The sequence below is a fragment of the Metapseudomonas phytobenefica genome (assembly GCF_043392685.1).
Lineage (GTDB): Bacteria > Pseudomonadota > Gammaproteobacteria > Pseudomonadales > Pseudomonadaceae > Metapseudomonas.
In genome coordinates, this window is the sequence record NZ_JBHZGM010000007.1 from 79,881 (window position 1) to 99,566 (window position 19,686).

The 19,686-nt window shown below is 65.1% G+C and carries 18 protein-coding genes and 1 pseudogene; 11 read left to right on the forward strand and 8 right to left on the reverse strand.

Annotated elements, in window-relative coordinates; translation table 11 throughout:
- Window positions 1-310: 310 nt before the first annotated feature.
- Window positions 311-1,315, reverse strand: a complete 1,005-nt coding sequence (locus ACFW0B_RS08385; protein WP_449147557.1) for an AraC family transcriptional regulator — start codon at window positions 1,313-1,315, stop codon at window positions 311-313.
- A gap of 375 nt (window positions 1,316-1,690) precedes the next feature.
- Between ACFW0B_RS08385 and ACFW0B_RS08390 the strand changes: the two genes are divergently transcribed.
- The 7 genes from ACFW0B_RS08390 (at window position 1,691) to ACFW0B_RS08420 (ending at window position 10,859) form a co-directional block, all read left to right on the forward strand.
- On the forward strand, window positions 1,691-2,260 hold the full coding sequence (locus ACFW0B_RS08390) for an RBBP9/YdeN family alpha/beta hydrolase (RefSeq protein WP_449147472.1): 570 nt from the start codon (window positions 1,691-1,693) through the stop codon (window positions 2,258-2,260).
- A 134-nt stretch (window positions 2,261-2,394) separates the two neighbouring features.
- The gene (locus tag ACFW0B_RS08395) at window positions 2,395-4,329 is read left to right on the forward strand and encodes a DUF1302 domain-containing protein (protein WP_449147473.1); all 1,935 of its coding nucleotides are present in this window, start codon (window positions 2,395-2,397) and stop codon (window positions 4,327-4,329) included.
- A gap of 43 nt (window positions 4,330-4,372) precedes the next feature.
- Window positions 4,373-5,731, forward strand: coding sequence for a DUF1329 domain-containing protein (locus ACFW0B_RS08400; protein ID WP_449147474.1), 1,359 nt, complete (start codon window positions 4,373-4,375; stop codon window positions 5,729-5,731).
- Between the two features lie 70 nt (window positions 5,732-5,801).
- Window positions 5,802-6,854 (forward strand): WD40/YVTN/BNR-like repeat-containing protein, encoded by a 1,053-nt coding sequence (locus ACFW0B_RS08405; protein ID WP_449147475.1) that lies wholly within the window; start codon window positions 5,802-5,804, stop codon window positions 6,852-6,854.
- Between the two features lie 18 nt (window positions 6,855-6,872).
- Window positions 6,873-9,401, forward strand: coding sequence for an efflux RND transporter permease subunit (locus ACFW0B_RS08410; protein WP_449147476.1), 2,529 nt, complete (start codon window positions 6,873-6,875; stop codon window positions 9,399-9,401).
- A 144-nt stretch (window positions 9,402-9,545) separates the two neighbouring features.
- A complete protein-coding gene (locus ACFW0B_RS08415; RefSeq protein ID WP_449147477.1) occupies window positions 9,546-9,896 on the forward strand; it encodes a DUF3302 domain-containing protein in 351 nt (116 codons plus the stop codon).
- A gap of 3 nt (window positions 9,897-9,899) precedes the next feature.
- On the forward strand, window positions 9,900-10,859 hold the full coding sequence (locus tag ACFW0B_RS08420) for an HlyD family secretion protein (RefSeq protein WP_449147478.1): 960 nt from the start codon (window positions 9,900-9,902) through the stop codon (window positions 10,857-10,859).
- Between the two features lie 52 nt (window positions 10,860-10,911).
- Here ACFW0B_RS08420 and ACFW0B_RS08425 read toward each other — a convergent pair whose 3' ends face one another.
- From ACFW0B_RS08425 to ACFW0B_RS08440, 4 genes are all read right to left on the reverse strand, one after another.
- The gene (locus ACFW0B_RS08425; protein ID WP_449147479.1) at window positions 10,912-11,835 is read right to left on the reverse strand and encodes a polysaccharide deacetylase family protein; all 924 of its coding nucleotides are present in this window, start codon (window positions 11,833-11,835) and stop codon (window positions 10,912-10,914) included.
- On the reverse strand, window positions 11,835-12,701 hold the full coding sequence (locus ACFW0B_RS08430) for a GNAT family N-acetyltransferase (RefSeq protein WP_449147480.1): 867 nt from the start codon (window positions 12,699-12,701) through the stop codon (window positions 11,835-11,837). Before ACFW0B_RS08430 ends, ACFW0B_RS08425 begins: the two co-directional genes overlap by 1 nt.
- Window positions 12,702-12,778: 77 nt before the next feature.
- On the reverse strand, window positions 12,779-13,180 hold the full coding sequence (locus tag ACFW0B_RS08435; protein WP_449147481.1) for a hypothetical protein: 402 nt from the start codon (window positions 13,178-13,180) through the stop codon (window positions 12,779-12,781).
- A 42-nt stretch (window positions 13,181-13,222) separates the two neighbouring features.
- The gene (locus tag ACFW0B_RS08440; RefSeq protein ID WP_449147482.1) at window positions 13,223-14,020 is read right to left on the reverse strand and encodes an alpha/beta fold hydrolase; all 798 of its coding nucleotides are present in this window, start codon (window positions 14,018-14,020) and stop codon (window positions 13,223-13,225) included.
- Between the two features lie 146 nt (window positions 14,021-14,166).
- Between ACFW0B_RS08440 and ACFW0B_RS08445 the strand changes: the two genes are divergently transcribed.
- Window positions 14,167-14,706, forward strand: a complete 540-nt coding sequence (locus ACFW0B_RS08445) for a cysteine hydrolase family protein (protein WP_449147483.1) — start codon at window positions 14,167-14,169, stop codon at window positions 14,704-14,706.
- 51 nt (window positions 14,707-14,757) lie between these two features.
- On the opposite strand, the gene ACFW0B_RS08450 is transcribed toward ACFW0B_RS08445, so the two are convergent.
- Together ACFW0B_RS08450 and ACFW0B_RS08455 are read right to left on the reverse strand one after the other, a co-directional pair.
- A complete protein-coding gene (locus tag ACFW0B_RS08450; RefSeq protein WP_449147484.1) occupies window positions 14,758-15,219 on the reverse strand; it encodes a methyltransferase family protein in 462 nt (153 codons plus the stop codon).
- Between the two features lie 90 nt (window positions 15,220-15,309).
- Window positions 15,310-15,438: pseudogene (locus ACFW0B_RS08455) on the reverse strand (LysR family transcriptional regulator); the annotation flags it as partial.
- A 65-nt stretch (window positions 15,439-15,503) separates the two neighbouring features.
- Here ACFW0B_RS08455 and ACFW0B_RS08460 point away from each other — a divergent pair.
- Complete coding sequence (locus ACFW0B_RS08460) at window positions 15,504-15,662, forward strand: hypothetical protein (protein ID WP_449147485.1); 159 nt, start codon at window positions 15,504-15,506, stop codon at window positions 15,660-15,662.
- A 363-nt stretch (window positions 15,663-16,025) separates the two neighbouring features.
- Entirely contained in the window at window positions 16,026-16,532 is a 507-nt protein-coding gene (locus ACFW0B_RS08465; RefSeq protein ID WP_449147486.1) for a GNAT family N-acetyltransferase, read from the forward strand.
- A gap of 10 nt (window positions 16,533-16,542) precedes the next feature.
- Here ACFW0B_RS08465 and ACFW0B_RS08470 read toward each other — a convergent pair whose 3' ends face one another.
- Entirely contained in the window at window positions 16,543-19,023 is a 2,481-nt protein-coding gene (locus ACFW0B_RS08470; RefSeq protein ID WP_449147487.1) for a putative bifunctional diguanylate cyclase/phosphodiesterase, read from the reverse strand.
- Window positions 19,024-19,396: 373 nt separating this feature from the next.
- On the opposite strand from ACFW0B_RS08470, the gene ACFW0B_RS08475 reads away from it, so the two are divergent.
- Window positions 19,397-19,534, forward strand: coding sequence for a hypothetical protein (locus tag ACFW0B_RS08475; RefSeq protein ID WP_449147488.1), 138 nt, complete (start codon window positions 19,397-19,399; stop codon window positions 19,532-19,534).
- Window positions 19,535-19,686: the final 152 nt, after the last annotated feature.

Here is a 19,686-nt window from a genome sequence, read left to right on the forward strand (position 1 = left end):
AGCGAGGGTGGACGAGGCTTTTTTCTTTTACCAGACGGACGGGTCTGCCGCTTTACTGTGGGGGCGAATTCATTCGCGAAGGGCGGCGCAGCCGCCCCAATCGGACCTGCAAGGCGAACCTTCGGTCCGCATGGCGATTGAAATCGCCCCCACAGTTCGTAGCCCATCAGATGGAATCCGGGAGCGGTGGTTGGAATTTCCCCGGATTTCATCCGGGCTACTGTCCCGTAGGTTGGTCAGAGCGCAGCTAAGCCCAACAATCGTGCCATCCACCATCCACCATCCACCATCCAATTCCGGCCGGCGCCGCTTACTCGTCCACCTTCACCTGGTGCTCCTTGCGCCAGGCCGCCGGGGCGGTGCCGAACTGGGTGGTGAACCAGCGGGTGAAGGAGCTGGGTACCGAGTAGCCGAGCAGGTCGGCGATGCGGGAGAGGGAATAGCGCGGGTTCTCCATGTAGCGCAGGACCAGGTCGCGGCGCACCTCGTTGATCAGGTCGGAGAAGGTCATTTCGCTTTCTTCCAGGCGCCGTTGCAGGGTGCGCACGTTCATCCCGAGGGACTGGGCGATCTGCTCGATGGTGGCGCGGCCCATGGGCAGCAGCAGGTAGATGGCCTTGCGCACGTCGTTCAGGGTCGACTGCTGGGCGGCGCCGGGCAGGGACTCCACCAGGCGCCGGGCATGCCGGGCCATGGCCGGGTCGGCCAGGGGGTTGGCCTTGTCCAGGTCGGCGGCCTGGCAAACGATGCCGTTGAACTCGCTGCCGAATTCCACCTTGCAGCCGAATACCCGCCGATGCAGTTGCAGGTCGGGCGGCGCGTCGTGGCTGAAGTGCACGGCCAGCGGACGCCAGCCCGAGCCGAGGAGGGCGCTGCACATGCGGAACAGCACGCCGATGGCCAGTTCGATGCCCTGGCGCACGGGTACCGGCGGGTCGGTGATGATCTCTTCCCGCAGCACCACCGTCTTGCCCACTTCGTCCACGAACAGCGCGAGGGATTCGTTGAGCAGGTGGCGGTACTGGACGATGGTCTCCAACGCGTCGCGCAGCGTCGGCTGGTGCGACAGCAGCAGGCTGATGGCGCCGAAGTCCGAAAGCTGGCGGGACTCGGCCATGCGCAGGCCGAAGGTGAGGCAGCCGCTGGCGCGGGCGGAGTCTTCCAGCAGGGTGGCAACCGCCGAGGTGGGCAGGCGTTGTTCGGGGTTTTCTATCAATGCCTGGCTGAGGCCGGCCTGGCGCAGCATCTGTTGCGGGCTGAGGCCCAGGTGCTGGGCCACTTCCATGTAGTTGGTAAGGGCCGCTGCGCGAACCATTGGGGTCATGTCGATCGCCACGCTGTCGTTGTACCGGAGCTTACCTGTAGGCATGCGCCGATTGTTCTTGTCAGATAAAGCGAAGTGAGTCTGTCGTCGCGGATAGTCTTTGAATTTCTCTTGCATGACAACGCCGGCATTTTTCCCTGTTCCGGCCAGATGAAAGTAAAGCCAATCCCAGGAAATCGGCCCAGGCCACGGACGGCGGGCAGGACCCCGGAACGGACCGTCAGGCGGGGCAAATTCGCGCTGTCATGAAATGCGAAGCACCTGACGTTCTATGCAAAGCGGCTACACCCCCGCATCTCTACTGTTCACATCACGAAGTTCCTTCCGCCGCGATGGCGATCCCATCAGACGCAACAGGTCAATGACGTGAACGACAACGACAAGAACAGCACGACCATCCTCATCGTCCCGGGTCTTCGGGACCATGTGCCGGAGCACTGGCAGACCCTGCTGGCAGAACAGCTGCCCAGGGTTCGCAGCGTTCCGCCGCTGGAGCAGGACAAGCTGAGCCTGCCGGCACGGGTCGAGGCCATCCAGCATGAGCTGGAGCAGATCGACGGCCCGGTGATCCTGGTGGCCCACAGCGCCGGTGTGCTCATGGTGGTGCACTGGGCAGCCCGCTACAGCCGGCCGATCAAGGGTGCGCTGCTTGCGACCCCACCAGACCTGGACGCCACCTGGCCCGAGAACTATCCGAGCCCGGAATCCCTGCATGCCAATGGCTGGACGCCATTGCCGCGCCAGCCGTTGCCGTTCCCCAGCCTAGTCTGCGCCAGCGACGACGACCACCTCGCCAGCCTGGAAGCGGTCCGCCGCATGGCCAGTGACTGGGAAAGCAGCCTCGTCGAACTGGGACGGGTAGGGCACCTCAACCCGGCATCGGGTTACGGCGAATGGCCCTACGCTCATGAATTGATCCAGATGCTGGATCGCTGAAGCGCAAATCGAACGAAGTCCGCCGGGGGAGTCCGGCGAGGCAGCGCGCGGCCAGGCAACCGGCTGCGCGCTGAAACGGCAGGGAGCACGGAAAGGGTTGCAGTAGCCACTACAACAAGAAGCGGAGCCAACGCATGAACAACAAGAACAATCCCAACCTCAACCTGCGCAGGTGCTTGCTCGCCTCGGCCATTGCCGCCGGATTGGGCGTGCCGGCCGTGGTGCAGGCCTTCGAGGTCGATACCGGGAATCCGGACTGGTCGGTTCGCTTCGACAACACCGTGAAGTACAACTACGGCGTTCGCACCGAGAGCGCAGACAAGCGCATGCTGGCCACGCCGAACAACAACGACGGCGACTACAACTTCCGTCGTTCCGGCACCAACATCACCAACCGCGTCGACCTGTTGACCGAGCTGGACGTGATCCACCAGGGCAACAAGGGCTTCCGCGTCAGTGCCGCCAGCTGGTACGACAAGGCCTACGACAATACCGGTTCCAACTCGAACCCCTTCGTCAACGGCAACGAGGCCTTCTCCCGCATTGCCGGCCAGCCCGGCACCAACAATGCAGTGCTGGGCAGCCCGCACCTGTCCAACTATGCCCAGCGCTATTACAGCGGCCCGTCCGGCGAAATCCTCGACGCCTTCGTGTTCTACAGCACCGAGATCGGCGAAGAGTCGATGTTCAGCATCAAGGCCGGCCAGCACAACGTGTACTGGGGCGAGACCATCCTCAACCCGGTGCATGGCATCAGCTACGGCCAGTCCGGCCTGGACCTGGCCAAGCTCTCCGCGGCGCCGGGCACCGAGGCGAAGGAACTCTTCGTTCCGCGCAACCAGGTTTCCGCGTCCTTCACCATCAACCCGGAGCTGACCGTTGCCGCCCAGTACTTCCTCGATTGGGACGCCGCACGCCTGCCCGAGGCCGGCACCTACTACGGCAGCTCCGACCTGGTGGGCTACGGCGCTCAGTCCTTCATTCTTGGCCACACTGGCGGCCCGGGCCTGGCGGGTCCGAACGGCACCGTCACCAGCATCGCCCGTGGCCACGACATCACCCCGGACAAGCGCGGCGACTGGGGCCTGATGCTCAAGTGGTCGCCGGAGTGGCTGGACGGCACCCTTGGCGCCTATTACCGCAATACGTCGGAAATCCTGCCGCAGGCGGTGCTGGACGGTACGGGCCTGAGCGTGCTCGGCGCCAACCCGCTGCCGGCGGGCGCCATCGCCAACGTGCGCAATTCCATCAGCACCACCAACTACAAGTTCGCCTATGGCGACGACATCGACATCTTCGGCCTGAGCCTGTCGAAAGACATCGGTGGCGTCAGCGTCGCCAGCGACCTGAACGTCCGCCACAACATGCCCCTGGCCAGCATTCCGGCCATCGTCAGCGCTACCGGCCCGTTCGGCCTGGCCAATGGTCTCGGCGTGCTGCCGCCCCGCGTCGCCAGCACCGGCGTGGTCACCGAACTGCCGGGCAGCGGCGACAGCATGAGCGCCACCGGCGACACCCTGCACTGGACCATCAATGGCCTGGTGACCATCGGCGACACGCCGTTGTTCGACTCGGCTTCGCTGCTGGGCGAGCTCTACTACAGCAACCTGCTGAAGCTCGATAGTCACAACGAGGCGCTCTACAAGGGCAAGGACACCTACCGCGGCATCGACAAGCCAACCCGCGACAACTGGGGCGTCGCGGTGAACTTCACGCCCACCTGGTACCAGGTGTTCCCGGGCGTGGACCTGTCTGCACCGATGTCCGTCAACGTCGGCCTGGACGGTGTTTCTCCGGTCCAGGGCGGCGGCGCCGAAGACACCGGCACCTACTCGGTCGGCGTCGGCGCAGCCATCTACAACCAGTACTTCGTCGACCTGAAGTACGTGGACTCTTTCGGCGATGCCGAGAAGTGCACCAACGGAGCCACAGACGGCTCTACTCCCAACGCACTGGATGCCACGCAGCGCTACACCTGCTACGCCGGGGGTTACTCCTCCTTCTCCGGCGGCGGGGCTACCACGGAAGACCGTGGCGCGGTCTACCTGACCTTGAAGACCACCTTCTGACAATCCGCATTGCTCATAAGAAAGAGCAGGAGAACAAAACGAGATGAAATTCGTGAAAACTCTGATGGCGGCTTCCCTCGCGGTGGCCTTCGCTGGTTCCGTCCACGCCGCCGTATCGCCCGCCGAAGCCGCAAAACTGGGCAATGACTTGACCCTCGTGGGCGCCGAGAAAGCGGCCAATGCCGATGGTTCGATCCCTGCCTATGCCGGTGGCCTGACCACCGCGCCGGCGGGTTTCAAGGCCGGCGACAGCATGCGTCCCGATCCTTTCGCCAGCGAGAAGCCGGTGATGGCGATCGACGGCAAGAACGTCGACCAGTACAAGAACCTGCTCAGCGCCACTACCGTGGAACTGGCCAAGCGCTATCCGAACTTCCGCGTCGATGTCTACCCGACCCACCGTACCGTGGCCATGCCGCAGCCGGTGCTGGACAACGCGGTGAAGAACGCCACCGGCGCCAAGACCGCCAACGGTGGCCTGGCGCTGGAAAACGTCCTGCCGGGCGTTCCCTTCCCGATCCCGCAGTCGGGCGCCGAGGCCATGTGGAACCACCTGCTGCGCTACCAGGGCGTGACCATCAACTCCAAGTACGACTCCTGGAACGTGGACGCCGCGGGCGTTGCCACCCTGGCCACCACCGGCCAGGCTTTCATCAACTACCCGATCTACCAGGACCTGAACAAGCCCATCGCCAATACCGACGTGTATTACCAGATGAAGCTGTACTACTCCGGTCCTGCCCGCCGCGCCGGCGAGGCGATCATGCTCAAGGACGCCGCCAACGCCGTCGAGCAGCCGCGCCGCGCCTGGCAGTACCTGCCCGGCCAGCGCCGCGTGAAGCTCGCGCCGAGCCTGGCCTATGACACCCCGAACCCGGGTACCGCCGGTGCCGGCACCTACGACGACGTGTTCGTCTTCAACGGCGCCCTGGACCGCTATGACTGGAAACTGGTCGGCAAGCAGGAACTCATCGTTCCCTACAACACCTACAAGCTGACCTATGCCCAGGACCCGAAAGCCCTGACCACCCCCAACCACCTGGCACCCGACTACGTGCGCTGGGAGAAGCATCGCGTCTGGGTCGTGGAAGGCAACTTGAAGGCCGGCGCCCGTCACATCTACGCCAAGCGCCGCTTCTACCTGGATGAGGACAGCTGGGTCGCCCTGGCTTCCGACCAGTACGACGCCCGTGGGCAGATCTATCGTGGCTCCTTCGCGTTCCTCAGCCAGAGCTACGACAAGCAGGTACCGGACACCACCCCGTTCGTGATCTACGACCTGGTGGGCAACTCCTACAACATCAACGGCATCGTTGGCCCGTACGGCGGCATCCGTTATATCGACCCGCTGACCAAGGCTCAGTGGGCAGCCGAGTCCCTGGCTGGCGCCGGCATTCGCTAAGCCAGGTTGGTTGCCGCTCCCTTTGAGTGTGGGGGAGCGGCAACCGCTTTCTTTTTCAGAGGACGTCCCGATGTTTTCTATCAAGTTCATCGTTCTGGGCATGGCCCTGATGGCGGGTAATGCCCAGGCCGAGTCCCTGGTCGATGTGCTCGACCTGCCGGCCCAGCGCAGCGAGCTGGCGGTACGCAGCCCGCTGCTGGACGTGGCCCAGGCCGGTCAGCGGCTGGTCGCAGTCGGCCAGCGCGGCCATATCCTTTATTCCGACGATCAGGGCGCCAGCTGGACCCAGGCCAGCGTTCCGGTCAGTTCCGATCTCAATGCCGTGCACTTCCCCACAGCCAGCGACGGCTGGGCGGTAGGGCACGACGGCATCGTCCTGCACAGCCGTGACGGTGGCGCCAGCTGGGAGAAGCAGCTCGATGGCCGCCAGCTCGGCCGCCTGATGCAGGACTACTACGCAAGCCGCCCCGACGCCGCGCAATGGCTCGACGAAGGCAAGCGCATCGAAACCGAAGGCGCCGACAAGCCCTTTCTCGATGTCTGGTTCAGTGATGCGCAGAACGGCTTCGTGGTCGGCGCCTTCAACCTGATATTCCGTACCCGCGACGGTGGCCAGAGCTGGCAGCCCTGGGCGGACCGTACCGACAACCCGTCCGGCTACCACCTGGCCGCCATCACCGGCGATGGCAAGCAGGTGTTCATCGCCGGGGAGCAGGGCCTGTTGCTGCGCCTGGACGACAGCGGCGAGCGCTTCCAGGCCCTGACGTCGCCCTACCAGGGCAGCTTCTTCGGCGTCAGCGTCCAGCCCGACGTCGTCCTGGCCTATGGCCTGCGCGGCCATGCTTTCCGCAGCGTCGACGGCGGTGCGAGCTGGAGCAAGGTCGAAACCGGGCTGAACGCCAGCATCACGGCGTCCGCTCGCGATGCGCGCGGCCGTCTCTACCTGTTCAGCCAGACCGGCCAGGCCCTGGCGAGCACCAATCAGGGCAGCAGCTTCCAGCAACTGGATATCGGCCAGCCGGTACCGGTCTACGGCGCCCTGGCGTCAGGCGAAAACGGCCTGCTGCTGGTAGGCGCGCGGGGCATTGCCCAGCGCACCCTGGCTAGCGGAAAACAAGAATAAGAGCGAGGCGACCCTATCATGGGCGGCATTAAACAAAGCGCGATGCCGGTAATCCGGGATCTGAAAGACTTCGATGCGCAAAGCGGCAACCTGCTCGAGCGCCTGGTGTTCAACAACCGGCTGGCGTTCGTGGCCGGCATCCTCCTGGTGACCCTGCTGCTGGGCTACATGGCCATTACCCGCCTGGAGCTCAAGCCCAGCTTCGAGAAGATGATTCCCCAGGGTCATCCCTACATCCAGAACTTCCTGGAGAACCGCAAGGCCCTGCGCGGCCTGGGCAACAGCGTGCGCGTGGTGGTGGAGAATACCCAGGGCGACATTTTCGACCCGGCCTACCTCGACGCCCTCAAGCAGGTTCACGACGAACTGTTCCTCACCCCCGGCGTCGACCGTGCCTGGATGAAGTCCCTCTGGGCGCCCGGCGTGCGCTGGACCGAAGTGACCGAGGAAGGCTTCCAGGGCGGCCCGGTGATGCCCGACGGCTACGACGGCTCGCCTGCCAGCATCGAGCAGCTGCGGCAGAACATCGCCCGTGCCGGTATCGTCGGCAGCCTGGTGGCCAACGACTTCAAGTCCACCATGCTGGTGGTTCCGCTGCTGGACCAGGCCACCGCTGGCGGCCAGGGCGTGGACTACCACCAGTTCTCCCGCACCCTGGAAGACAAGTTCCGCCTGCGCTTCGAATACGCCGGCGATACCAAGGCCCAGGCATCGGGCGAAGAAGGGCAGGGCGCGATCAAGTTCCGCGTCATCGGCTTCGCCAAGCTGGTGGGTGACCTGATCGACGGCCTGATGCGCGTCATGGCCTTCTTCGGCCTGGCCGTGGTCACCGCCTTCTTCATCATCCTGGCCTACACCCGCTGCCTGCGCAGCAGTCTGCTGGTGATCGTCTGCTCGCTGCTGGCGGTGATCTGGCAGCTGGGCATCGTCGCCTGGCTGGGCTATGCCCTGGACCCCTATTCGATCCTGGTGCCGTTCCTGATCTTCGCCATCGGTGTGTCCCACGCGGCGCAGAAGATGAACGGCATCATGCAGGACATCGCCCTGGGCACCCATCGCCTGGTGGCGGCGCGCTATACCTTCCGCCGCCTGTTCCTGGCCGGTGTCACCGCACTGCTGGCCGACGCCGTGGGCTTTGCCGTGCTGATGCTGATCGACATCCCGGTGATCCAGGACCTGGCCATCACTGCCAGCATCGGTGTGGCCGTACTGATCCTCACCACCCTGCTGATGATGCCGGTGGCGCTGTCCTACGTCGGCGTGGGCAAGAAGGCCGCCGAGCGCGCCCTGCGCATCGACGACAACGCTGCCGCGCACAAGGGCTTCGGCCATGTGTGGGACTTCCTCGACCGCTTCACCGAGAAGCGCTGGGCCCTGACCACCGTGGCCCTGGCCTCGGTGCTCGGCGTGGCGGGTTTCGTGGTCAGCATGAACCTGCAGATCGGTGACCTGGATGCCGGCGCACCGGAATTGCGCCCGGAGTCGCGCTACAACCGTGACAACGCCTACATCACCAGCCACTACGCGCTGTCCAGCGACCTGTTCGCGGTGATGGTGAAGACGGCGCCCGAGGGCTGCCTGAACTACCAGACCCTGATCCAGGCCGACCGCCTGGCCTGGGCCCTGCAGCAGCACCCGAACGTGCAGGCCACGGCTTCCCTGGCCAACGCGGTGCGGCAGATCACCGCCGGCACCTACGAAGGCAACCCCAAGTTCCTCAGCCTGCAGCGCAACCAGGACGTGCTCAACTACGCTGCCCAGCAGGCGTCGGTCAACACTCCCGAACTGTTCAACACCGACTGCTCGCTGATGCCGGTGATCGCCTTCCTCAAGGATCACAAGGCCCAGACCCTGGACGAGGTGGTGGCCATCGCCGAGCGCTTCGCTGCTGAAAACAGCAGCGAGGAGCGCCAGTTCCTGCTGGCGGCGGGCAGTGCCGGTATCGAAGCGGCGACCAACATCGTCGTGCGCGATGCCAACCGCACCATGCTGCTCTACGTCTACCTGGCGGTAACCCTGTTCTGCCTGGTCACCTTCCGCAGCTGGCGGGCGACCGTGGTGGCCCTTCTGCCGCTGGTACTCACCTCGGTGCTCTGCGAGGCGCTGATGGTGGCGATGGGGATCGGCGTGAAGGTCGCCACCCTGCCGGTGATCGCCCTCGGCGTGGGCATCGGTGTGGACTACGCGCTGTACCTGCTCAGCGTGCAATTGCAGTACCAGCGCCAGGGGCTGCCGCTGGCGGCCGCCTACAAGCAGGCGGTGTTCTTCACCGGGCGCGTGGTGGCCCTGGTGGGCATCACCCTGGCCGCCGGTGTGGTGTGCTGGGCCTGGTCGCCGATCAAGTTCCAGGCCGACATGGGCATCCTGCTCACCTTCATGTTCATCTGGAACATGATCGGCGCGCTGATCCTGATTCCGGCGCTGTCGTACTTCCTGCTGCGCGAGCGCGGCGAAGCGACGCATCCGGTCGTCCCGGTCGAAGAGCCGGTCTCAGGCCCGACCCGCGAGGCCGCGCCGGGCAGCCGCATGGAGTCCGTACAACCCTGACCGGCAAGCGAAGGAACTTGAACTAATCTGGAAAACGGGGGTCGCCGCCATCCGCGTAGCTAGCGGATGGCGGCGACGCCGTTTCCGGATTTGCCGACGCGCCTGCTCCCATGTTGTGAGGGCCGCCTTCAAGGACATAACAACATGCTTGATTACTTCGCACTGGGCGTTCTCTTCTTCGTGGGGATCGTGTTGTTCTACGGCATCATCGTGCTCCACGACATTCCCTACGAAATTGCCGTACACCGTAACCACCCCCACCAGGACGCCATCCATGCCGCCGGCTGGGTGAGCCTGTTCACCCTCCATGCGCTGTGGCCGTTCCTGTGGATCTGGGCGATGTTGTACCGCGAGGACCGCGGCTGGGGCTTTGATCACGGCAAGCGTGACGCCTCGCAGGACGCTGACCTGGCAAAGGAACTGGCCGAGCTGCGCCAGCGCATCGAGCAGCTCGAAGGACGGGCACCGGTCGTCCAGACCGAGAAGGAGGCTTGAGCCATGGACCTGTTGCTGATCCTCACCTACACGGCGTTCTGCGTTGCCATCTTCAAGATCTTCAAGATCCCGCTGAACAAGTGGAGCGTGCCCACCGCGGTGCTGGGCGGCATCGTGCTGATCGGCGCGCTGATCTTCCTGATGAACTACAACCACCCCTATTCGGAAGTAGCGCGCACCTACTTCACCTCGGTGCCCATCGTGCCGGAGGTGTCCGGCCAGGTGATCGAAGTGCCGGTCAAGGCCAACCAGCCGCTGAACAAGGGTGACGTGCTGTTCCGCATCGACCCGACACCCTTCGAGAACCGGGTGAAGTCCATCCAGGCACAGCTGATATCGGCCCGCGCCGACCAGTCCCGTGCCCGCGAACTGGCCGCCCGCAATGTCGGCAACCGCCGCGACGTGGACCTCACCACGGCGCGGGTGGACGACCTGCAGGCACAACTGAACATCGCCAAGTTCGACCTGGACAACACCGTGGTACGGGCGCCAAGCAAGGGGTTCGTCACCCATGTGTCGCTGCGTCCGGGCGTGCGGGCGGTGAAGCTGCCGCTGCGTCCATCGATGATCTTCATCCCGGACGAAGGCTTCTACTTCGTCGCCTGGATGCGCCAGAACAGCCAGTTGCGCCTGACTCCCGGCGACGAGGCGGAAGTGGCCTTCGACGGCATCCCCGGCAAAGTGTTCAAGGGCCAGGTGAAACAGGTGATTTCAGTGATCGGTGAAGGCCAGGTACAACCTTCCGGCACCCTGATCAGCTTTACCGGGTCACCGCCGCCGGGCCGGGTGCCGGTGTTCATCGAAATCACCGACCCGGAATACGCCCAGTACGCAGCCTTGATGCCCGGCGGCTCCTACGGCCAGGCGGCGCTCTACAGCAAGCACTTCCACCATGTGGCGATCATGCGCAAGATCCTCCTGCGTATGGCAGCGTGGATGAACTACATCTTCCCGTTCCACTAAATACGGAAGCCAAGCACCTGTATTCCGACGCGCAGCAAGTCGTAAACAGGTTCTACGGTGGGCTGCCTCCGGGGCGGCCCGCCTCATATGGATGCTCGGCCATCCAGTGCCGGGCGATCTCTTCCCGCCGACAGACCCACACGCCCTCATGCCGCTGCACATGGTCAAGGAAGCGCGCTAAAGCCATGGTGCGGGCGGGGTGGCCGCTGATCCTGCCGTGCAGGCCAACGCTCATCATCTTTGGCTGCCGCGCGCCCTCCAGCCAGAGGCAGTCGAAGGCATCCTTGAGCTGCTGGAAGAAGTCTTCTCCCGAGGCGAAACCGTGGGGCATCAGGTAGCGGGCATCGTTGTTGACCAGTGTGTAGGGAATCACCAGATGCGGCGGCGAGCCGGGGAGCCAGTAGGGCAGGTCGTCGTTGTAGGCATCCGCGCTGTAGAGGAAGCCGCCTTCCTCACGCAGCAGCCGGCGCGTGTTGGCGCTGACCCGGCCGGTGTACCAGCCCAGCGGGCGCCGGCCGCAGATGCGCTCGATGAGGTCGATGGTCAGGCGGATATGACGCCGTTCGTCGTCTTCGGGAATGTCCCGGTAATCCAGCCAGCGATAGCCGTGCCCGGCCACTTCGTGGCCGCCGACGCGCAGCGCATGGCCGATTTGCGGCACCAGCTCCAGGGCGCGGCCTACGACGAAGGCGGTGAGCGGCAGGCCGCGTTCGGCGAAGAGGTCGAGAATGCGCCAGACGCCGGCGCGCGAGCCGTACTCGTACAGGCCTTCCACGCTCAGGTCGCGCTCACCGATGCGCGCCGGCCGTCCCGGCAGTTCGTGCAGGTAGGCCTCCGACTGGGCGTCGCCGTTGAGCACGCAGGATTCGGCGCCTTCCTCGACGTTCAGCACGAACTGCAGGGCCAGCCGCGCATCGCCCGGCCAGCGTGGGTGGGGCGGTTTGCCGGCGTAGCCGGCGAGGTCGCGCTCAGTCATCAGCCCAGCTCGAAGGTGGTGACGCCGAAGACTCGCTCCTGGGCGACGGCGGGGAAGGGGCCGAGGTACATCCGCGCGCAGCCGAAGACTTCGCTCATGCCGTGGCGCTGCACCAGGGCCATGGCTTCGGGGTTGTTCTCCGGGGCATCGAGGTACAACGGTCCGCCGGTGGCGAAACCGGCCAGGTCCGCATAGAGGGCTTCGGCCGCCTGGGCATCATCGGCGAACAGCGGGCCGATCTTGCAGCCCTGGAGGCAGCGCCGGACGACGCCAAATCCGGCAAGCCGCCCATTGCGCCGGCAACCCAGGGCCAGCGCGTCGGGCTGATTGATCCAGCCCTGGAGAAAGTGCGGGCGCGGCGCGGGGAAGCAGGTGCGGTCGTACGCTTGCACCTCGTCGAAGGCGAATTCCGCGAGGGGGAGGATCTCTTCGTCGGGCGTCCATTCCGGCGGTTCGGCAATGTCTAGCTGGAAGCGCAGGTTGCGGTGGGAAAACACGAAGCCGCCTTTGGCGTAGTAATCCTGCATGGCGAACACGCCGTCCATGCCGATGCTGGCGCCCGGCCGCAGGCGCGCCAGCAGGCGGTCGCGACGAGCGTGCCAGAGCATGTCGCCAAGCCCCCGGCCACGGAATTCCGGGCGGACGATGAAAAAACCCATGAAACCGAATTCGCCGCCATAGGAAGTGATGGCGCCGCCGCCGATCAACTGGCCGTCCAGGTCCGCCGCGATGTAAGCCTCCGAATCGGTGGCCCAGAACAATTCGGCATCGTGCAGGCCGGGGTTCCAGCCTTCGCGCGCGGCCCAGTCGACCAGCTCGTCCAGCTCGGGGCGAAGCATGTTGCGGATCACCAGCGGAATGGCCATGGCGGAGCACTCCTGGACAGGGCGGACGCTTTCGGTATAGCGCCAACCGGGGAGGGCGGCCAGGCCGTCGGGCGGCGTCAGGCGTCGCGCAGGAGGTCGTGGGAATCCAGCAGCCGCCAGGCGATTTCCGGGCGATTCTCCAGGCCCCGGCGGATGGCGGCCGGGATCGACTGGCGGGTCTTGCGGCAAAGGCCCGGCAATTCGTCGATCTCGATCTCGATGCCACGCATGCTGCGCACTTCGTTGAAACCGGGGGCGATATGCAGGCGCAAGCCGAGCTGCTCGAACATGCGCCGCTGCATGTGCTCCAGGTCGGCAAGGCTCTGGATGTTCTCCAGCCGCTCCAACAGGCGCTTTTCCTCCTGCCGGGTCAGCAGGAGGATGCGCACATCGGCGCCGGGCTGTTCCAGCAGCTCGTCACGCCCGCAGATGCAGGCGCCGGGCGGGCAGGGTTGGCGGGTGGGGAGTGTGGGCGTCATGGCTTCCGATCATAGATAGCCGAATGCCGGGGTGCCAGGGGGTTATCGCAGCAGTTCCGCCACCGCCTGAAGCACCACGTCCGGCTGTTCCTTATGGGGAACGTGGCCACAGCCTTCGATCATCAAAACTTGCGAAGGGCCGTCGGTCAGCCGGGCGATCCGCTGCGGGTGCAACTCCGAGCCGAACTCGTCCTGGTCGCCATGGATGGCCAGCACGGGGCAATCCAGCCGTTCGATTCCGGCTTCCAGGTTCCAGTCGGCGAAGTCGGGGGACAGCCAGGTTTCGGTCCAGGCGTCGAGTACCCAGCGGGCCTTGTCGCCGTGGTACCTGGCCAGCCGATCCAACTGGCCGTCCTGCTGGAAGTTCTGCTTGGCTTCACGGATGCCCTGCAGCGTGCGGTCTTCGACGAAGGCCTGGGCCGATTCGGTGATCAGCGCCAGGCAGTGCTCGCGGTGGCGCGCCGCGCAATGGGTAGCCATGCCGCCACCGACGCTGTGGCCGAAGGCGATGAATTGGTCGATGCCCAGGCGGTCTTTCACGGTGGCGAAAGCGTACTCGGCCTCGTCTGCGACGAAGCCGACCGACAGGTCACCGGGATATGCATCCGAGCGGCCGAAGCCGAGGCGGTCATAGGCCACCACCGTCTTGCCAGTGATGGCGGCCAGCCTGGCGGGAAACTCGCGCCACAGCTCCACGCAACCCAGGGAGTCATGAAAGAGGACGATGGGCGCCTCGTCGAAGGACGGGCTGAGGTGGGATGGGCTCCAGATGCGGACGAACAGCCGGCCATGGAGGCTGTCGATGCGCAGGTCCTGTGTGTGGTGGCTGGGGCTAGGCACGGGGTGCTCCAGATTGGGGAAATGCTGCCAAGGCTGCCAGAAAATGCCGCGTTCGTAACGGGGCAGGGTGCATGCCCCGACGTGGCTGGCGTTGGCGGCGGAGCCGGCCTAAGCTCGCGGCTTTTCCTCGCCAGGGATGATTCGCCATGAATACCGCACTGTTGATCATCGACGTCCAGCGCGCCCTTTGCGTCGGTCAGTACGCCGCTTTCGAGATCGATCGGGTGATCGCCACCATCAACGGCCTCAGTGCCAGGGCGCGGGCCGCCGGGATTCCCGTGGTGCTGGTCCAGCATGAGGAGCCCGGCGGCGCGTTCGAGTACGGCACCGAGAGCTGGCAACTGGCGGACGATCTGGCCGTTGCCGACAGCGATATCCGGGTGCGCAAGACCACGCCGGACGCCTTCCACCGCACCAGCCTGCAGGATCTGCTGCATTCCCGGGATATCCAGCGCCTGATCGTCTGCGGCCTGCAGACCGACTATTGCGTCGATACCACGGTGCGCCGCGCCCTGGCGCTGGGCTACCAGGTGGTGCTGGCGGAAGATGCGCATTCGACGCTGGACAATGCCGCCATCCGCGCGCCGCAGATCATCGCCCACCACAATGCGGTGCTTGGCAGCATGTCCAGCTTCGGCGTGCGGGCGCAGGTGATTCCGGCTGCGGCGGTCGGCATCGAGGGCTGAAGTCGCACCAGGCTGCTCTCGGTCATCCTGGGGTGCTTGAGGCCCCGGTAGCTAGAGCCACCTGCGCACGCGGCCCCGGTAGGCGTTGAAGGTGTCCCCGAACAGGGCCGCCAGCGCCCGCTCTTCCGGGCCGATCTGGAAGCGGTTCATGTAAAACACGAACCCGGCCACGCCCAGCAGCGCGATGGGCGACGCGAGGTAGATCGACCACGCGACCAAGGCGATGGCGAAGCCGAGGTACATCGGGTTGCGCGTGTAGCGGTAGATGCCGGAGCTGACTAGAGACGATGCGGTTTCCGGCAGCAGCGGGTTGACCGTGGTTCCAGCGTGGCGGAACGACAGGACACCGCTCAGGCACACCGCAATGCCTGCTGCCAGCACCGTCAGCGCAAGGGCAATGCGCCAGCCGGCGGGCGCATCGAAGCCAGGCACCCAGCGGTCAAGCTGCCACATCAGGATGCCGAACAGCACGGCAACCAGGGGCGGCGGTATGCGGTGTTCCAGCCAGTTCATGACGTGAGCTCCTTTTCTGTCCATGTTCGATCGGGCCGGGCGGCGCCAATCCGGGACTTTAGCAGCGGTTCGCCGCTGCGCCATTGCGTGTCAATCCGCGAAGAGTTCGAACATCAACTGCCTGAGCCAGCGCGTGGCGGGGTCCCGATGGTACTTGGCGTGCCAGAACAGGTTGATGTCGATCTCCGGCAGCGGGACCGGGTGGGGCAGGGGCTGCAGGACGCCTAATTCCTGGCGCGCATGCTGGGCGATCAGTGGGTGGCATGTTGTCCGCCGGGCTGGGCATGGCACTGATGCCCGCCTGGGGCTGGCAATCGGTGTTCTTCGTGGCTGTGGTGCCGCTGCCGGGCCTGATCGGCGCCGCTGCCATCCTGGTGTTTCTCTGGCAGCGGCCGGTGATAGCCGCACAGGCCAAGGTGGCGCTGGAGAAACCGCTGAGTTGACCGGAGTCACTGGCGGCTGGTTGATGCCCGTCTGGAGGAAGACGAGGAACCTGGCGGGCTTCTCCTTGCTGGTATTGCGGCCCACCGTGTGCAGGTCCTTCGGCCCTGTTGCGCTGGAGGTGGGCCTTGATGAAGGCGAGCATCGGCAAGCGGCCTGGCCCGGCCACCACTGTTATCCCGCTGCGGGGTGCCTGCCGGGCGACCTTTGCCAGGCTCGCGGCGATGCGCGCGGCGGGGCGATACCTTGCGCCAGGCCTTGCAAGCCGCGGCGCATTGCCGGAAGGTAGGCGCCCTCAGGCTCCGACCTCCCCCTGTTCGGGCGCCTTGGGCACAGCCGCCCCGGACACCAAAGAGAAAATCCGCATGAACATCAATGTTCGCAATGAACGCGTCGAGGATATCGAGGCCATTTCCGGACTCACCGAGGCTGCCTTCCGGCACGAAGAGCATTCGAGCCACACCGAGCAATTCATCGTCAACGCGCTGCGGCGTGCCGGATGCCTGACGATTTCCCTGGTGGCGGAGGAGGGCGGAGCGATTGTCGGCCACGTCGCGATTTCACCAGTGACCCTGTCGTCCGGTACGACGGGCTGGTACGGTCTCGGGCCGATCTCCGTCTGCCCCGAACGCCAGGGCCAGGGCATCGGTTCGACCTTGATGCGCACCGCCCTTGCGGAACTACAGCGCCTGGGCGGCGCCGGCTGCGTGGTGCTGGGGGACCCCGGCTACTATGCGCGCTTCGGTTTCGAGGTGCGGCCGGGCCTCACGCTTCCGGGCGTTGCGCCGGAATACTTCCAGGCACTCGCTTTCGCAGGTGAATACCCGATGGGGAGCGTGAGCTACCACGAGTCCTTCGACGCCACCCAATAGGCCCGTCGCGTCAGTTCTCGGCCATCACCCGTTCGTGCGCGTACTGCCTGAACTGCTCGGGGGACAGTGGACGGGAGAACAGGTAGCCCTGGAAGGCCTGGCAGCCGTGACTGACGAGGAAGCTGCGCTGGGCCTCGGTTTCCACGCCTTCGGCCATGACCGACAGGCCGAGGATATGGCTCAGGCTGATGATCGCGCAGGCGATGGCGGCATCGTTGGGGTCGATCAGTACGTCGCGGATGAAGGATTGGTCGATCTTCAGCTGGTCGAGCGGCAGGCTCTTCAGGTAGGAGAGTGACGAGTAGCCGGTACCGAAGTCGTCCAGCGACAGGCCGATGCCGATTTCCTTCAATTGGACCATCTTGGCGACCGTGCTTTCCATGTCCTCCACCAGCATGCCCTCGGTCAGCTCCAGCTTGAGCTTCTTCGGGTCGGCGCCGGTGTACTTCAGCACGGCCAGCACCTCTTCCACGAAGTCGGGATGGTGGAACTGGCGCGCGCTGACATTCACCGCCATGACCAGCCGGGCGGTGTCCGGGTGCCTGGCCCAGGCCACCAGCTGGGCGCAGGCGGCCTGGAGCGCCCAGCGGCCCAGAGGCAGGATCAGGCCGGTTTCCTCGGCCAGGGGAACGAACTCGGTGGGGAACACGATGCCGCGTTCAGGGTGCTGCCAGCGCATGAGCGCCTCCGCACCGATGATGCAGCCGGCGCTGTTCACCTGCGGCTGGAAATACAGCAGCAGGTCCTTGTCCTGCAGGCCCTGGCGCAAGTCGGCTTCCAGCCGCGCCCGCGCGGTGGCCACCGCCTGCATTTCCGGATCGAAGAAGCGCAGGGTGTTGCGGCCCGCCGCCTTGGCGCGATACATCGCCAGGTCGGCGCGTTTCATGATGTCGTCCACCGTGTTCATCTGCCCCTGGAACAGGGCGATGCCGAGGCTGGGCGTGCTGTGATACTCGTAGCCGTCCAGGTGGTAGGAGATGTTCAGCGAGGTCAGGATCTTTTCGCAGATGGCCCTGGCCTGGATTGCGGCGTCCGGCGGGTTCTCGCTGAGCCCTTCCAGCAACACCACGAACTCGTCACCGCCCAGGCGCGCCACGGTGTCGCTCTCGCGAATGCAGGCGCAGAGGCGCTGGGCCACCTGTTGCAGCAGCAGGTCGCCACGGTCATGGCCCAGGGTGTCGTTGAGGGCCTTGAAGTTGTCGAGATCGATCAGGATCACCGCGTTCGTGTGCGGGTTGCGCATGCCGCCGGCCAGCACATGCTGCAGGCGGTCGAGCATGAGGCGACGGTTGGCCAGGCCTGTCAGCTGGTCGTAGAAGGCCAGGCGATTGACCTCCTGTTCGGCGGCCTTGCGATGGCTGATGTCGGTATTGATCGACAGTACCGAGTGCGGCTCGGCGTTTTCGTCGCGCACCAGGGTGCGGTGGCTTTCGAAGGTGATGGTGCTGCCGTCCCGGCGGCGCAGGGTCACTTCGCCCGACCAGTCGCCCGTCTCCAGCAGGCTCTGGGTGGCGACATCGATGGCGGCGTGGTCCTGGTAGATCAGGTCAGCGGCCGACTGGCCAAGGGCTTCTTCGCGGGTCATGCCGTAGAGGCGCTCGGCGCTCTTGTTCCAGTAGAGGATGCGGTGCTCCATGTCGTGGACGACGATGGCGTCCTGGGCCTTGTCCAGCAGCGATGCCTGCTGGCGGAACTGCCGCTCGCTGGCGCGAAGCACAACGAGATAGCCCTCGCGTTCGGCGGCGTGGGCCTCCATTTCCCGCTTGATCCGCCGACCGTAGAACACCGCGGCACTGACCATCATCAGCACGAACACCATGATCGCGTATTCGATCCGGCGGAGCTCTTCCACCGACTCCAGCTCCTCTTCCAGCAACCGGCTCTGGATCTGGCCGACCCGCTCGCGCACCGTGGCGAGGGAGGCCAGCAGCATGGCGTACTTCCGGTCCATGGTCGCCATGCGTTTACCGGCTTCGTCCGATCTGCCTTGCCGGAAGAAGGAGAAGATCAGCGAGGCTTCCTTCACCATCTCTACCATCGCGGCGTCCACTTCGGCGACTTCGTCCTTCAGCGCGAGGGTGTAGGCCTGGATGTCGGCGCTGTGTTCGGCCTGGTTGGCGATCCGCGCCTCCAGCTGCTGCCTGGCCATCGCCAGGTGCCGGTCGAAGATGTGCAGCGCCGCGGTCATGTTGCGCGATTCGGACTCGACGTCATGGGTATCGAACACGTTGTTGCCGGGAGCGTTGACGTCCGATGCCAGGCTGCCCAGGGTCGAGTAGGACGACAGCTGCTGGACCCAGGACTGGTTGGCCTTGATGGAGCGGTGATAGGTGTCGACGATCAGGTGGTTCAGCAGCACGCTCAGCACCACGACCAGCACGTCGAAGCCGGCGAGGAAGAAGTACATGCGATGCCAGCGGGTCGTGCGCGGGGGATGCGATTGGGCGGAGATCGCCTGGTTTGCGGCGCTTTCACCGTCGAAAGAGTCCATTTCACGATCTCCAGGCAAGGTCCCTCTGGATGGAACTGGATAGCGACGCTCGATACCCGGACTTGCAGCTGCGCCTGATCGAATCCGGGTGGGGCCGGGTCGCCAACGCAGGCTCCGGTGGCGGTCGGCTTCCAGGACAATCAAAGCATAGCCATGGATTTGCCATTAATCCGGCGGTGACTGCTGGTACGCGCTTGGCGACGGACAGTCATGGCCGCCGGGCGCCAGGATTGGGGCTTCGACTCGCGTGCCCGGCTCGATCGGGGAATGCGTCAAGGGTGACGGAAACGACCGGCTGGCGCCCGCCGCTACCAGGTTGCCGGACGTCTTGTAAGCTGATTGTTGGACCCGTCTACACGTGAGGAGGTTTGCGATGAGTGTCAACGAAATCGGGCTGATCGTGATGGCGTGCCTGTTCCTTGCCAGCCTCGGCATGGTGGTCTGGACCAATCGCTCGTTCATCAGGGACTGGTTCGAGCACCATCATTGGCACTGGCCGCATTTCCACTGAGTTGCCGCACCGCCGCTTGCCAATCGGGTGCAAAAGGGACCGCCACGGTGCCAAGGCGCAATCCGGCACTTCATGCCGTGGCGGTCAAGCTCGAAGAACCTCGAGCGCTATTAACATGCATCCTTTTCGCATGTGGCGGTGTGCCATTAGCC